Origin of the sequence: Pseudomonas taeanensis MS-3, assembly GCF_000498575.2 — a bacterium.
Lineage (GTDB): Bacteria > Pseudomonadota > Gammaproteobacteria > Pseudomonadales > Pseudomonadaceae > Aquipseudomonas > Aquipseudomonas taeanensis.
The window spans coordinates 33,294-47,474 of record NZ_AWSQ01000008.1 but is presented as its reverse complement, the minus strand read 5'-3'; the positions used below and the strand labels follow the sequence as shown (position 1 = coordinate 47,474).

18 protein-coding genes are annotated in these 14,181 nt (G+C 60.6%); all 18 read right to left on the bottom strand.

Annotation, left to right across the window (positions count from 1 at the left end; all coding sequences use genetic code 11):
- Positions 1–73: 73 nt before the first annotated feature.
- A complete protein-coding gene (locus TMS3_RS20005; protein ID WP_025167074.1) occupies positions 74–1,531 on the bottom strand; it encodes a DUF6094 domain-containing protein in 1,458 nt (485 codons plus the stop codon).
- 53 nt (positions 1,532–1,584) lie between these two features.
- Complete coding sequence (locus TMS3_RS20000; RefSeq protein ID WP_025167073.1) at positions 1,585–2,187, bottom strand: hypothetical protein; 603 nt, start codon at positions 2,185–2,187, stop codon at positions 1,585–1,587.
- 79 nt (positions 2,188–2,266) lie between these two features.
- Complete coding sequence (locus TMS3_RS19995; RefSeq protein WP_025167072.1) at positions 2,267–2,638, bottom strand: hypothetical protein; 372 nt, start codon at positions 2,636–2,638, stop codon at positions 2,267–2,269.
- Between the two features lie 71 nt (positions 2,639–2,709).
- A complete protein-coding gene (locus TMS3_RS19990; protein ID WP_025167071.1) occupies positions 2,710–2,955 on the bottom strand; it encodes a hypothetical protein in 246 nt (81 codons plus the stop codon).
- Between the two features lie 8 nt (positions 2,956–2,963).
- The gene (locus TMS3_RS19985; RefSeq protein WP_025167070.1) at positions 2,964–3,581 is read right to left on the bottom strand and encodes a DUF3275 family protein; all 618 of its coding nucleotides are present in this window, start codon (positions 3,579–3,581) and stop codon (positions 2,964–2,966) included.
- A gap of 138 nt (positions 3,582–3,719) precedes the next feature.
- The gene (locus TMS3_RS19980) at positions 3,720–4,070 is read right to left on the bottom strand and encodes a hypothetical protein (protein WP_025167069.1); all 351 of its coding nucleotides are present in this window, start codon (positions 4,068–4,070) and stop codon (positions 3,720–3,722) included.
- Positions 4,071–4,196: 126 nt separating this feature from the next.
- The gene (radC, locus tag TMS3_RS19975) at positions 4,197–4,691 is read right to left on the bottom strand and encodes a RadC family protein (protein WP_025167068.1); all 495 of its coding nucleotides are present in this window, start codon (positions 4,689–4,691) and stop codon (positions 4,197–4,199) included.
- 302 nt (positions 4,692–4,993) lie between these two features.
- On the bottom strand, positions 4,994–5,194 hold the full coding sequence (locus TMS3_RS19970; protein WP_025167067.1) for a hypothetical protein: 201 nt from the start codon (positions 5,192–5,194) through the stop codon (positions 4,994–4,996).
- 93 nt (positions 5,195–5,287) lie between these two features.
- Positions 5,288–5,452 carry a hypothetical protein gene (locus TMS3_RS25500; protein WP_200929732.1) on the bottom strand — a complete coding sequence of 55 codons (165 nt, stop codon included), beginning with the start codon at positions 5,450–5,452 and terminating at the stop codon, positions 5,288–5,290.
- Between the two features lie 129 nt (positions 5,453–5,581).
- Positions 5,582–6,094 carry an STY4534 family ICE replication protein gene (locus TMS3_RS19965; RefSeq protein ID WP_025167066.1) on the bottom strand — a complete coding sequence of 171 codons (513 nt, stop codon included), beginning with the start codon at positions 6,092–6,094 and terminating at the stop codon, positions 5,582–5,584.
- Between the two features lie 344 nt (positions 6,095–6,438).
- Positions 6,439–6,573: a hypothetical protein gene (locus tag TMS3_RS25770; RefSeq protein ID WP_268788227.1), complete on the bottom strand. Its 135-nt coding sequence runs from the start codon at positions 6,571–6,573 to the stop codon at positions 6,439–6,441.
- A gap of 239 nt (positions 6,574–6,812) precedes the next feature.
- Complete coding sequence (locus tag TMS3_RS19960) at positions 6,813–7,184, bottom strand: hypothetical protein (RefSeq protein ID WP_025167065.1); 372 nt, start codon at positions 7,182–7,184, stop codon at positions 6,813–6,815.
- 928 nt (positions 7,185–8,112) lie between these two features.
- Positions 8,113–8,499, bottom strand: coding sequence for a type IV pilus biogenesis protein PilM (gene pilM, locus TMS3_RS19955; protein ID WP_200929730.1), 387 nt, complete (start codon positions 8,497–8,499; stop codon positions 8,113–8,115).
- A 296-nt stretch (positions 8,500–8,795) separates the two neighbouring features.
- Entirely contained in the window at positions 8,796–10,037 is a 1,242-nt protein-coding gene (gene pilV, locus TMS3_RS19950) for a shufflon system plasmid conjugative transfer pilus tip adhesin PilV (protein ID WP_083491808.1), read from the bottom strand.
- 2 nt (positions 10,038–10,039) lie between these two features.
- A complete protein-coding gene (locus tag TMS3_RS19945) occupies positions 10,040–10,975 on the bottom strand; it encodes an ATPase, T2SS/T4P/T4SS family (protein ID WP_025167062.1) in 936 nt (311 codons plus the stop codon).
- Complete coding sequence (locus TMS3_RS19940) at positions 10,972–11,499, bottom strand: type 4 pilus major pilin (RefSeq protein ID WP_025167061.1); 528 nt, start codon at positions 11,497–11,499, stop codon at positions 10,972–10,974. Before TMS3_RS19940 ends, TMS3_RS19945 begins: the two co-directional genes overlap by 4 nt.
- A gap of 26 nt (positions 11,500–11,525) precedes the next feature.
- The gene (locus TMS3_RS19935; RefSeq protein WP_025167060.1) at positions 11,526–12,608 is read right to left on the bottom strand and encodes a type II secretion system F family protein; all 1,083 of its coding nucleotides are present in this window, start codon (positions 12,606–12,608) and stop codon (positions 11,526–11,528) included.
- Positions 12,608–14,143, bottom strand: a complete 1,536-nt coding sequence (locus tag TMS3_RS19930) for a GspE/PulE family protein (RefSeq protein ID WP_029866510.1) — start codon at positions 14,141–14,143, stop codon at positions 12,608–12,610. Before TMS3_RS19930 ends, TMS3_RS19935 begins: the two co-directional genes overlap by 1 nt.
- Positions 14,144–14,181 lie beyond the last annotated feature (38 nt).

Below are 14,181 nucleotides of genomic sequence, written 5' to 3'. Positions count from 1 at the left end.
AGGGCATGCACGACACCCGGCCGGGTATGTGCATACCCTGCGGGTTGGTTGAAGGTGCCGGAGTGGCGGTGGGTCAGTAGTCGTCAGGTAACAACAGGGTGGTCACGCTGCGATCGGCTTCGGTGATGATCCAGAGCCTGGTTTCGTCGCCGGCACAGATGTCGTAGCCGGAGAACAGCCGGTCCCCATACTTCAGGGCCTGCTGGTTCGCCTGCTTGTCGTCATCGGTCAGCTCTCCCCAGTCTCCCGCCAGATGGCGTTTCAAGTAGAGGGTCGGATTGAGCAGGCCACCTTCCACCAGATGGTGGACGGAGCTGGCCATTACCACACGACCAGGCGAAAACAACGGGCCAGGAAGCGGGCTCAAGGTCATTGGTGCCGGCGGAGCCTGAGGCTCTTCCGTTGCCACTGCTGTAGAGCTGATGGTCAATACCCTGCCAAGGTTCGGTGAGCCTGGCGTTATGTCCCATGCCCGGATAATGGGCACGAAGCGATCGGTCAGGATCCTCACCTCGGAGACGTTGCCGTCCTCGTCCTCGGTGGATTCGGTCTTGCGGACCTTATCCTTGTAGGTATCGCCCTTGAGTGCCAGGACGCGTCCGTTCCTTGAGGTCACCACTCCGGAGATCGCGCCGGCGGCCAGCGCGAGCGCCAAGTGCCAGCGCGACAACTCACGGACCGGTGGCCGCGGCTGAATGCCAGTCTGACCAAAGTGGAGAGTGAAGTCCGGCCAGAGCCCACGCAGGCGCTGGATTTCGTGACTGAACTGCTCCGGCTCCAAGGTGACCCGGTAGAAGTGCTCCAGGTCGTTCACCGCCGGCAGCACCGCATAGGGCTCCCACGGCCAAATGGCTGGCAGCTCCTCGGCGGTTTCCTGTCCGGCGCCGATCTCCTGTAGGCGATCACGCACCTGGGCCACTTCCCGAGGCCTGGCCAGGTCCTGGCGACGCACACGAATGCCGAAGATGACCACCTGTTTGAAGGTGGGGTCGGCAGCCGCGTAGATCCGCAGTGCGGTGAAGTGGTTGCAGAGCCAGCCAGTCAGTTCGTCGTCCAGGACATAGTGCGGAACTATGAACACCAGCACGCCACCGTACTGCAACAGCGGCAAGGTCCGTTGGTAGAACGCCTTTTCCAGTCGGCGACGACCGTTGCCCTGGTACTGAGATGCACCGGAGTGGTCGGCCACCAGATCGCCATAGGGTGGATTGAGCCAGAGCAACCCGAAGGCCTGCCGGCTGATCATGGTGTCCATCAGGTCGCTGTGCAGCACCCGATCCAGCAAGGTGCGTGCGTGGTCGGCGCGCTCCCGGTCATATTCGACCGCGAACGCCTCGACCTGGTCGCACCCAAGAGCATGGGCTGCCTCGGCCAGGGCCACTCCCTCGCCGGCGCAGGGATCGAAGATCCTCATCTTGCCGGCAGGGGATGGAGCCAGGGCCTGCAGCGCGCGCTCCAGGGTGATTTCGTCAGTGGGGAAGTAGCCGTTGCGGGCGAAGTTGTGCGCCAGGCGCGGGAACATCAAAGCCATAAGGCCTCCTTGGTATGTGAAGTTCAGCAGTTGCGCGAAGTCGGGAAGAGGGCTCAGGCGGTTGCCTGAGCCTCGGTGGTCAATCGCCCTTGGCGGATTAGGTCGCCGAGGGCGGGTTCGAGCACGTCGAGCTGCATGGACAGCCGCCAGGCGCTGATCGCGCCCAGCGCCCCGGGGAGGGGCTGGAGCATGCCGTGTTGGGTGAGGACCTCCATCACCGGCTCCCGCCAGTGCTGCAGGAGCGGCAAAGGGCAGGTTTCGGTGACCAGCGGCCATAGCTGCTGGAGTGGGTCCGTCGCCTCCTCGAGGAGGGCATAGGCGAAGTGGTTGGCCTGGTCGGGCCGAGCGCAGCGCCGGTCGAACAGCCAAAGGTGCAGCAGGCTGCCGAACAAGGTGCCGCGGAACTGCCGTGTGGTGCGCTTTTCCAGCAGATCGACGTTGGGGAAGACCGGAAGATTCCGGTCATCCATGGTGATGTGGAACTGATCCAGGCCGTTCTCGGCGGAACCGAGGGTCAGCCTGGCCAGGAACTCCTGCAGGGCCGTGTCGCGGCCCCAGGCAGAGAGGAAGACCAGGTTGCGCTGTTCATCGCAGACACAGGCGTCAACGTAAAGGTCGGGACATTCCTCGACCTGGTGCAGCGGGGTAGACAGCATAGGGTGTGGCCTCCATTGCAGATGGGGGCCTGCCCGGGGAGGGGCAGGACTGCCCCTCGGGGTGGATGACGATGGTCGATCAGGCGGGCCGGGCCGGCTGGTCGTTGCGAAGGGCCTCGCGCCACGTCGGACAGACGCCGTCCGGCGCCATGTCCAGGAAGTGCAGGGGGCACCCGTAGTAATACGGGCCAGCGGATTCTGGGATCGACTTGCTGCCCCAGAGTCCCCCCTGAACCTCCAACAGATCGCAGTTGATGAAGGTGTAGGTGTCACCGACAGCATTGCCGTTGATGAAGTTCGCTACCTTCAGCTCCAGCTGAACGACGGTCCAGAGTTCTTGGCCGGTCAGTGCGTGCTCCAGAATCGTGCGCTTGTGGGTGAAGCTTTCCGCGGGCTCCAGAAGTAGCTGAACCAGGCGGTCTTTGTCGCGGTGTGAAAATAGCCATCCCATGATGTGGGGCCTCATGTGGTGGCCGGGCTCCCTGGCGGGGAGTCCCCGGCAGGGTGGTGGTTGGTTAAGGGTCAGGCGAGCAGACGATTCAGCCGTTCAAGCAGCCGATGGGCTGCCTGGTTGGCGGACTGCCCGTCATCTGGGGAGGCGTGATGGACACGCATCCGCAGGCCCTGAAGTGCAAGGTCGACGTACTGGCGATCGAAGACCGCCTCTCGGAACAGATCAGCCTCCTGATCCAGGCCGACCTCGCGCAGCGCGCTGCAGGTCAACAGGAGTTCGTTGGAGACTTCCTCGCTGTGGTATCGCGGATCCATAGGCGCTCCTAAGGTTGTGGTTGGCGTTTCCAGAGTTGCAGTTTGAAATCCAGCTCGTACCCCAGCTCGCCGAGGCGAGCGCACTGGGCACGCAGGCGCTGGCGATCCACTGTGGTGTCGAGGCGAACTTCACTGCCCAACGGCCAGATGGTGCCGAATAGCTCGGCGTTTTCGTTTGGCTGGGAGTGCTTCGTGCTCGAGCTGGAACTGTCCATACCGAAAGGCGCATCGTCTGCCGGCATCTGGGCGGCCCGCGTGGGCGTGGGATTCCTTGTTTCGCGAGGAGCCTCTGGGGGCGAAGGCCTGACTGGCTCCTCGTCCAGGGGATCGGGTTCGCTGGGTGATAGCTGCGCGGCATCCTCGGCCGTGAGGTTGTCGACGTCCTCCAGCGTCATGCTGTCGACTTTCGCGCGGATCTCGACCACGAGGCGACCACCAGTGGAGTAGTACGACGGGCGAATTTCCGAAATTGCGAAATTGCCGCGGTACTTCCCTTCGGAGTACTGATCAAGGAGGGCGTCCTTGATGACGAACTCCCCGATAGAGGTTGCCAAGCGTCCGACGTTGAACTTGCCGTTCCGGCCGGTGATGGTGCGAATGGCCAACTGGCCATCGATGTGGATCATTGACGTCCTCCTCATAGAGCGGAGGCCAGCCCGTGAGGGGCGAGGCCTCAGCGGACAGTTGCGAGAAAAGCGAAGCCCTGGTGTGAGGCCAGGGCTCTGAGTGGTTGGAGGAGCGCCTGATGAACCAGGCGCATCCCGTCAAGCCGCCAGTTGCACAGGGTTGGGTTTGAGCGAGATCAGCAACTGGGCGGTTGAGCCCATGACGTCCTGATGACTCGCTTGCAGATCCAGCCAGAGCGGTTGGTGAGGGTTGCCATCGGGCGGTAGGCGGTGAAGACCGAAGTCGACAACGTCATCCGAGGGTGCGGCGAATACAGCTCTGTAGGCTGCAGCCAGAGTGGAGCAGAGGCGGTCTTCGATGTCGGCCAGCTCGTCAGCCGACTCCAGATTCACAGCTTGCTGCCATGCCTCGGGGGTGAATACCACCGGCATGGACAGAATCCGTGCCGCCGCAGGGGTAAGCGCAGTTGCGCCGTACAGTTTCGACATGGTGAATCTCCAGAGGAAAAACGGAGACGCACGTCGCCCGGGCTGGGGAGTGAATCCCCGCGAGGGTGGGTGGAGTAACTGATGTTGCGTAAGTGAGAAAAAGGCGCCCGAAGGCGCCGGTGTGAGCTAGATCCAGCCGTATTCGGCCAGGGACAGAGGACGGCCTTCGCCAACAATCAAATGGTCCAGGACACGCACTTCGACCAGGGCTAGCGTTTCCTTCAGCCGTGCAGTCAAGGTTCGATCCGCCTGGCTGGGTTGAGGGCAGCCTGAGGGATGGTTGTGGGTGAGGATGACGGCCGCGGCGTTGTGGGCCAGGGCACGTTTGACCACTTGCCTGGGGTAGACGCTGGCACCATCGATGCTGCCGTGGAACAGCACCTCGAATTGCAGCACCCGGTGCTTGGCATCGAGGAAAACCACGCCGAATACCTCATGATCCTGCTGCGCAAGCTGCAGTTTCAGGTAGTCGGCTACCAAGCTGGGTGACGTTAATTCGGGGCCTCGGGTGAAAATCCGTTGGTCGAGGATCTGCAAGGCTTTTTCGATCACCCGGTTTTCCTGGGCGATACGAGCGGCTTTGAAGTCCGTGGTTTCAATCAGCGTGAGCTGTGTGTTCATGGTGGTACCTCCGCGTTGAATACAGGGGGGTACGCACCCCATGGGGAGTGAATCCCCGCGTGGGTAGTTCGAAATATGCACTCCATCGCCTGAGGCGATGCGGTCGCGCTGCCGAGTGCTTGGCGACCTTGGGTGAGTCAACGCTTGCGCGCCGGAACCATGAGACTCAGGTTCCCTGGGGTGGTCTGCTGTCGACGACAGCAAGCCCAATCAGCATTCGCTTGGCCTGGCGGGAAATCCCGCCGGCCAGGTTGCTCAGTCCGAGAAGACCGGAACGCTATCAAGGACAAAAGCGAATGGATCTAAGAGTCGCTTCGTTGGGTCCAGGCGTTTCCAGCCAGAGCCTGTGCCGCTACTTCAGCGGTGGGGTAATACTCCACCGACTCCCTCGAGATAGGACCAGACTCGTCAGCCGTGCCGATATAGAAACCGGCACCACTCTTCAGGATCTGCAGCGGGTACTTAGTGTTGAGCTGGGCAAAAGCGAGTTTTCCGTAGGTCATGTGGAATTCCTTGATGGGGAACGGCCATGACCCAGTGGGTCGCGTTTCCCAGTGGGTGTGAGTGAAGCCAGGGCACCGTGAGGTGCCCTTTGGTCATGCAGCCATTACAGCTGGGTCACCGGTGTTGCCAGCGAAGAGGATCCAGACCACGTCGCAGAAGTGACTGCTGGTCAGCAGTTCGGCTTCAACTTCGTTGATGGACACTTCTTCAACTTCCGGCAGAGCGGGCATATCTCCAGCTTGGGCGTTGTAGCTCATGATGATCTCCAAATGAATTTGGAGAACACCATGCCCTGGGGGAATGGTGCCCCCCGGATGGGTATGCGATGACAAGCGGCGCATTGCGTAGGTGATGAAAGGCACCCCGAAGGGCGCCCTGTTTTTCAATCAAGCAGTCTGGCGCTGACGTGCATCAGATTGCTGTTGCTCTTCAGCCGAGGGTTCGTCGGACGATGCTTCAGGTTCACCTTGTTGGTTGTCCTGGGGCTCGCCGGCATCCTTCGGTTTGGCTTCGTAGACAGTTTCACCATCCACCTTGATAAAGCCGATGAAGAGCAGCCGACCCTTGAGGCTTGCGCCAGGCTGACCTTTCTTCTCGCCCTTTTCGTAGGAGAATGCGTCTGCCCAGATGTCACCGATACGGAAGGACACGAGGACCTTCTTACCGGCGTCGACGGCTTGCTCGCAGCGACGCACGAGCTTTTCAGCTTCGGCGCCGACGACGTTGCAGTCGATGTAGGTGTATTCCACGTCATCGGACGAGCCACGGAGGGCTGCAATGGTGGTGGCCATGAAAGGGGAACCCTTACGCGGCTTCACTTCGCGGATACGGTTGAGGTAACCGATACCGGTGGTGTGCAGATCGAAGAACTTGATTTCGTTGGACTGTGCGTTGCTCATGGTGATTCTCCAGTTTCGATAGACTGAAAGCGGAGAAACACTTCGCCCTTGGGGGAAAGTATTCCCCGCGAGGTTTAGAGCTTGGAAGGTGTGTGCTGGAACAGCTAGGTGAGGATGCTTCCATCAATCGCTGTCGATTGACCGATCGCGCTACCGGAAGCTCGGCGATCTTAGGTTTGATCAACACGGTTAACCGTGTCGCAGTCTCACAGATCATGACTGCTTGGGCATGGTCGCTGACGACGTCAGCAGCTCACGGATGAAAATATGTTAACAGCGGAAAGGAAAGTCAAGCCCCATGAAAGAAAAAAGCCCCTCTTTCGAGGGGCTGGGTGTAGTGCAGTTCAGTGATGGCGTTGATGCAGGCGATGCTTGTGGCACCAGTCCTTGAAGTCGGGCCATTTTGCCCAAACAGCCATCCCGGAGCAGAAGAGAAGCAGGCAGGTCATGATGATCATGCCGAAAACGGTCTGACTCATTTCATTCCTCCTGGGTGAGAAAGATCCCGATGGACCAGATGATAACACCGACCAGGAAAGCGTACGCCGTCAGGAGCCGATGCTCGCTGAGGAATACACCTATCAGGGAGGCTGCAACAGCTGTAGTACCGATCTTGCGAAGATCATCTGAGCTTCTTGGGAGACATGGTTTTCCTCGCGTGAATCGCCGGAAAACCTCCCTGCCGGGAGAATTTCCCGACGAGGGTGAGTGTGGTGTATCAGCAGTTCATGGACGGCTCAATCGGAGCGATCAACTCGTTGAGAGAGCCCAGGCGAAGCGCATTGGTCGCGGCCTGAACCGGCTTGGTCTTGGGTTTGCGCGTACGCGGTTTTTTCACCTTCACCTGCACTTCACGGGTGTTGGCTTCATACCAGGCGTTGAGATCGACCTGTTTCCGGCGAACGATTGCGGGCACCTGGCACATTTGCTCCAGGACCTGACCGGAAAGGTGAGGGGCTGCTGCCGGCATGGCCCGCCTGGCCATGAGAGGCTTGGCGGGTGCAGCGGGCGTGGACTGTTTGACCGCACGCAGGAATTCCCGGGTAACAGTACCGAGGGCGTAACCTGCGCGATAGCTGAACGTGGACATGGTGTTTCTCCTGCAGGTTGAAAATGCGGAGAAACACTGACCCCGACGGGGAAGTGAATTCCCCGCTGGGTTGGCGGAAGGTGCTTCTATCGACCGAGGTCGACCGGCCGCGCTACCAGAAGCTAAGCGGCCTTGGGTGGATCAACACGGAAAAACCGTGTCGCAGCTTTTCGGATCCAAGCTGCATGGGCATGTTGCTGACGACGTCAGCAAGGCACGCGCTTATCATCGAAGGGGGCTGGGAATGTGTCAAGCAAGGAGGGATGGGGAAAGCAGAGGGAAGGGGGAGATGGAATAGCGACCGAGGGCAACCATGTCAGTAGTTACCCTCGGCTGTAGTCGAGGGAGCAGAATCGAGAAAAGTACGCCACCTGTGACAGTTGAAGCGTCGATCCCTGGGCATTGATCGTAACGTCTCACATCACCTGGCCGGTTATCGTGGCTGAGGCCAGCAAACAGAAGGCACGCATCCGCGCACAAAGGGAGCCCTGCGTTTCGCCGGCGGGCCACCGGCAGAGACAAGCAATACCCAATGGGTAGCCTGATGACCCTTCGCAAGGTCATCAGGCTACCCATGGAGAATTGGGAAAAGTGTGGGCCGCAACACCAGTGCGGCCCTTGGATCACGGTGCACCGAACCTCTTGAGAACCCTATGTGTCTGTGAACTCGCATTACACGAGTTGACGGCTGCGTGACTAGCAAAAGAACAGGGAGACACAGGGAGAATCATCAACCAGATCCGCACGCCCTTCCCGGAGCTCAGCGTGCTTTTGGTTTGGTGAGGAGGCGAACCTTCAACACCAGGGCGCTACTGATGACCGTCAGTAGCCAGCGGGGTGGAACAGTTGCTGATGGCATTATGTGTTCGACACCCCGAATTGGCAAGTGAACATACGGTTGCGCGCCTTGCCAGACGGGGGCTGCCGTTCAGTTCAAGGCGACAATTGCACCTTCGGGAATTACTGCTGGTAGGGCAATTCCGGTGCTCGCCGAGCGGGGTGATACCAGGATGCCAGAACGCTTCACCCCAACCAGCTCCGACTCCGTAGCACTCGCCAGCGCGTCCAGCATGCCACCTGGCCCGTCAGGGTAGTAGGTGTAACTTCGGCCTCCGCTGACATAGGAGGAGATGCCGGTTGGCTTTCGGAACCATCCGGGAAGATTCAAGGCCGCATCTGCAGGATTGCCGGCGAATGCAGGATTCGCCTTGGCGAACTCCGCAGTTGCGGAACGATACACGAGCAGGCTTTGGCTCAATGTATCGACGGTGGAATATTCCGCGGCTGTGATTGCACGGTCATGGGTCTGCATCATCAGCCCACCTGAGAAGATCAGGACGACCAGGACAAGCCATAGGATTGGCATTCGCCAGAGCTCCGATTAGAACGCACAGAGCTTCATCACACTGCTGAAGCTCTTGTGCTGGTAATTGCGGACAATAGTCCGCGGACGACAATAGTCCGTACACACAGAATTCTGGCCTTAGCATCCGCAAGCGAGACCGTTCTTCAACCCACAGACGAGGAGCCACTGAAAATCAGGCGCGGCGCTTGCCTTCTCTGGCTCTGCCCCCCCCCCCCCCGACATTACCCCAGAGACCGGATTGGCAATCAAGGCTTGTAACAACTGTATGACCTGCATGGCTGGCATCCGAATACAGCTATTGCGAATTGTTGATTAGGAACGTAACCAGCAGGACAACTGCACGCGCCTGTATATGGATTAACAGTGCCGCATCCATTCGCGAATTGTGTTCCAGTCCAAAATGAACCGCCCCATCGGTCACTCGCTGGAGCTCGCCACACCCCGGATTGGCAAGATAGCGTGAGGCCAGCCGCGTTCCGGCCGATCAGACCGTTCGGTGCGCAGCCCGCGCCCTCTGTGGCGACTCCACCGAGTTGTAGGTATTCACCCACGTAGGTCCGGCCATCTGATCGAACCTCTCCACCGCGTACTTGGCCTCCGGTGTAGATGCTCTTGTTCATCCAGGAGCGGACCCAGGTGCTGTCGCTCATGTACCACCCGCCACCCCATTTTTCGCTGTACCAGCCACTGTTACCCCGGGTTCTGAACCAGCCGTTGGTGTAGGTCTCGCCGCGGATGTCAGCATTCTGAGCAGTGATGTTGCCTTGGGCATTTACTTGACCACGGGCGTTCACGTTCTGCGCGTTCACATCGCCAATGGCGTTGACTGTGCCAGCCGCCTCGATGTTGTTCCCCCCCATGTTGAGGGCGGTGTTCATCCGGTTGAGTTCCGGTCTGCCAGGCACGGCGTTGCGATACAGGTAGTCGTTTGCGATAGCCCCGTCCTGAAAGAACAGAGCAGTTGCGAGCCGTCCCGCGCCTGGGGACACGCCGTAGTTGCTCAGCGGCACCTGCCAGGCCGCGCCCTGGGCCACAGCTGTGTTGGTGGATGAGATGTAGCCGCCCTGGGCGCCGATGATCTGAGCGGCGCGACGGATGTCGATCTCTCCGGCTGCAGATCCTCCAGTGGTGATAATCAGGGTCTCCAACTGGTTGGCCTGGGGTTTGCGGGCCAGGATTCGGTAATCCTGGCCGTAGATGTTCTGTTCACTGAACCCTGCCGGCAGGTACTTTGTGTTCTTCAGCATCGCGACAGTGATGACTGCCGGAGTGGTCACCCCTGCCGCGGCGAGTACAGCGGCGAAATTGTCCTTGATGTATTTGCTGCCTGCCTCAGCGACCTTGATCTGCTGCTGCGCAGCCATCTGCTGGTTCAGTCCATCCAGGTGCTGCATGTACAACTGCGTGCCTTTGACGACTGCGATCGCGATGACGGCCAAGGCGATCAGCAACTCGACGCTAATGAAACCGCTGCTCCGTTTTTTCATGGTTATCCCCATAGACTGGCCTGCTTCTGGCGGGTGGTATCGTCTTCGACCAGGTGGATTTCCTGCCGGCGGATCTTGTTGCGTATCGAGGGGGCGTCGGCGCCGGTCAGCAGTAGCGGCTCTGCCACCAGGTGGCGTGTGATCCCGTTTGTATCCAAGGACTGGCAGATCACTGCCTGCAGGCCTTCGGCCGCTACTTCGTAGGCGTTGCCAGCCAAGGGCTTAGCGAGCGTGACCAGCTTCTCGATGGCTTGTGGCCCGGATTTGCTGTGCATGGTGGCGATGACCAGGTGGCCGTTCAGCGAGGCCTTGCAGGCCTGGTAGGCGGTGTCCTCGTCTCGGATCTCGCCGATCAGCACCAGATCGGCGCCGGTGCGGAGCGTTCTGGTCAAGGCTTCCGAGTAACCGCCAGATCGCCGTGAGGTCTGCACCTGGATGCAGCGGCCCAGTCCGTGCTGACCGTTCAGGTTGGTTTCCGTTGGATCTTCAACCGCGAACGCAATGCCGCCGTGGCGGGTCAGTCGTTCGACGATCAGCGATGCCGCCGTAGATGTTTTGCCAGTACCCATATCGCCGCAGATCAGCACCAGGCCGCGCAGGCCTGGGTCGAGCAATGCCTCGGCCACTTCGCGGGGGAAGCCGAGCATGTTGAAGTCGCGGATTTGCGCATTGGACTTACGCAAGACATAGACACTGCCGCTGAACGCATCGTTGAACTGGGTGACCCGCAAGATGGTGCCCTCGACCGAAAGGGCGAACTCGGGGTCCTGACGCTCCTGGTAGACCGCCTGGCAGCGTTGGCGAAACTCCTCGATTTCAGCGGCCCAAGCCTCCGGCACTGGCACCCTTGAGGTGCCGGCGCCTTTCAAGCCCTTCACGTCCGCGAAGTCGTCGCCCAGGTACAGGTCGACGAATTCCGCATCGGTGATCAAACTCACGAATTGACGGTCCAGGTGATGGTGTTGGTGGTTCCGCTGCAGCTGGTGGTGGCCGCCGCAGTCGTCACCTCTGCAGTGGTGGCGGTACCGCTGTTGATCTTGGTTTGCTCGTATTGGTTTTTGGCGACACGAGTGGCCAGAGCGATACAGGCATCCTTGGGCAGAGCCGAGCTGGTAATCGCAAAGCCCATGCCGGTCGAGGTGACGGTCACGGATCCACCGTACACGTTGTAGAGCACGCCCGAGACGACACTCATATTCTTCGGCACACCGTTTACCGCGATGAGGCTGGTGACCAAGTTGGTGCCACTGGTGCCATAGCCATTCGAGCCTTTCAACGCCCTGGTGTTGGTGGTCAGGGCGGCGATGTTGCCCTGCTCTTCGCTGATGTTGGATGAGCCGAACAGGCCGGCGCCGCGGGATACCGCCAGGCCGATGCCGATGGCGACGATGATCAGGACGATGACTGCTTCGATGGAGACGAAGCCTTGTTGGTGGTGCAGGCGTTTCTCTGCGGTTTGCATCTGTGGATCCTCTTTGGGCTTGGGGTTCATTGCGCAATGCCGGCGCGGACGATGGCTTCCATCTCGTAGGTCCCGAGCAGGACCAGGATCATCATGGCGCCGACGAGCAGGAGAGACAGGCCGCGGATCAGGCCGGCGGCGGCGTCGACCTGTTTAAGGCTGGTATTGAGCCAGCGGTCGCTGAAGCGCAGGGCGGCTTCGGCGAAGCCTTTGCGGCTGGCTAGTACACTGAGGAACTGGATGGCCTGCTTGTCCGGAAACTCGTGTCCGGCGTTCTTCAGGGCTTGGCCAAAGTTCTGGCCCAGGCCGACGCCATAGCGAGTGGCCTCGATGCGTTGCTTGAGCCAGGGATTGGCGGTGCGGCTGAGCCTCTGCAGGCTGTCGTAGGGCTTGATGCCCGCACGAAGCATGACCGCGACGTTCAGCAGGAAGGTCGTGCCTTGTAGCGTCCGATAGATGGACCAGGGCGGTAGGCGATCGAGGAATACTCGCCCGCGCCCGGTGTAGTAGGGCAGTGTGGCGAAGATCAGGATTAGCAAGGCGATGCAGCCGCCCAAGGCATAAATGCCTTCGTCAGTCACGAACGTGGCGATGTCATAGAGCGCCGCGGCGGTTCCCGTCCAGGTCTTGGGATCGGACATGCGCGCCATGTTAGGCACCATCTTGTAGGAGATGACGCCCAGCAGGTAGATCAGCAAGGCCCACAGCATGCCCGGATAGAAGGTTGCCTGGGCAACCGACGACAAGATCTTGCCGCGCGCCTCGATGAGGCGCACGCAGTCGTTCAGTGCACTGATGAGGTCGCCGCTTTCCTGGCCGGCATCGATGAGGGCGCGCTCCTGTGAGGGCAGCCAGGCCGCCATGGCGTCGGCCAGTACCTTGCCGTTGGAGACGCCCATAAAGGCCTCACGGCTGGCCAGGGCGATGGGATGGTGCTTCTGCTTGCCACCGTCGCTGTAGATGCCATGAACCTCCCGCACGGCGTCCTTGAGCTGGACGCCGTTCTCCAGCAGGGTCGAGGCGCTTTCGTAGAACTGCAGGCGCTCTTTGGCGCCGAACTGGGTGCTGTACCAGCGCTCTTGGATGTCGCTCAAGAACTCGGCGAGCATCAGGCTGCCTCCTCTGGGTCGAGGACGTACAGGTCCATGTCCAGCGGGCCGATGATGATCTCCGCCGCAGCCGGGTCGTAGAGGCCCTCGTTGATGCGGCGAATGGCATGCGCGTGCTTGGTGATGCCCGCCATGTGCTGTACCCAGTAATTTCGGGCTTCGGCGGGGCCTCGCTCGCGGAACACGCGCATGAACCGCAGGTTGGGCATGAGTACTTCGGCAACGACAGAGCGCCCGGAGAAGCCGGTCTGCCGGCAGTGATCGCAGCCCGGGCCGCGCACGTAGACCGTCTCGGCAGTGCAGGATTTGTCGATGCGCTCGACCAGGTTCTGGTCCAGATGCTGGCGGCGATCGACGAAGCGCTGCTTGCAGTGTTGGCACAGCTTGGGCAGTAGGCTCTGGTTGATCATGCCGGTGAGCAGCGCAGGGTCGTACAGCAGGGTCGGATCGACGCCTAGGTCGAGCAAGCGCTGCAGGATGCCGATGGCGGTGTTGGTGTGCAGGGTCGACCAGACACCATGGCCGGTCATGGCGCCGCGCATTGCGGCAATGGCCGCGAACAGGTCACGGATCTCACCGTACATCAGATAGTCAGGGTCCAGGCGCATGCTGTTGCTGATCGCCGCCGCCCAGGCCTGGGTCTCAGCCTGCGGATCGGTTACGTCATAGACCAGAGGCGTCTGGTTCACCCCGTCGCCGTCGATGTTGTATTCGGGGGGATCCTCGACGGTCAAAATGTGTTTGGTCCCTCCCATCATCTGGTCCAGCAGGGTCAGCACGACCTTCAGGGTCATGGATTTGCCGGAGCCGGTGGGGCCGGAGAGGATGTTGATGCCATAGGGCAGCCGCATCATGCGCTGCAGCAGCTTGGTCTGCTCTGGCAGGTAGCCCAGATCCTCCAGGCTGTTCAGGCTGGCGTCGTTGTAGAGCAGGCGCAGCACCATGATGAAACCGTCGGCCCGGGGCCGGGTCGACACCCGCGCGCCATACAGCCCCAACTGGTCCACGAAGGCCTTGCTGACGCGGGCGTCCTGACTGAGGTGGGGCTGGAACAAGGATTCCGCTACGTCGCACATGGACTGGTAGATGGTCGAGCACAGCGGCTGGATCTGCTGGAAACGCGGTCGGGTGAAGGTGTTCAGCAGGCTATCTATGCGGAAGCGGATCTTGCTCTTGCCGTCATGGGCGACGATGAAATGGATGTCACTCGCTCGCTGCTCGCAGGCTTGGCGGATGATCTTGATGACCTCGGCCTGGTTGTGCGTGACCCGCTCACCGTCGCCGACGATGGTTTCACCGCCCTGGACGATCCCCGCCTTGTAGATACGGTTGATGTTGTCGAGGTCGGCCAGCTCCACCTGGTAATGGAAGTTGGAGCGCTCAAGTCGGTCGCAGAACGCCATGACGTGCAGGTCGTTCTGGTGACTGCCCGACACGAAGAGCGTGCCGTCTTCGGTGAGCGCCATGATCTCGCGCTGTTCTTTTGGCAGCTCCCAGTGTTCGCCAGGCGCGCTCAAGACGCGCGGGGGGAGCATAAGTGCCTTGTTTGCAACCGACAGGCTGGACATGACGG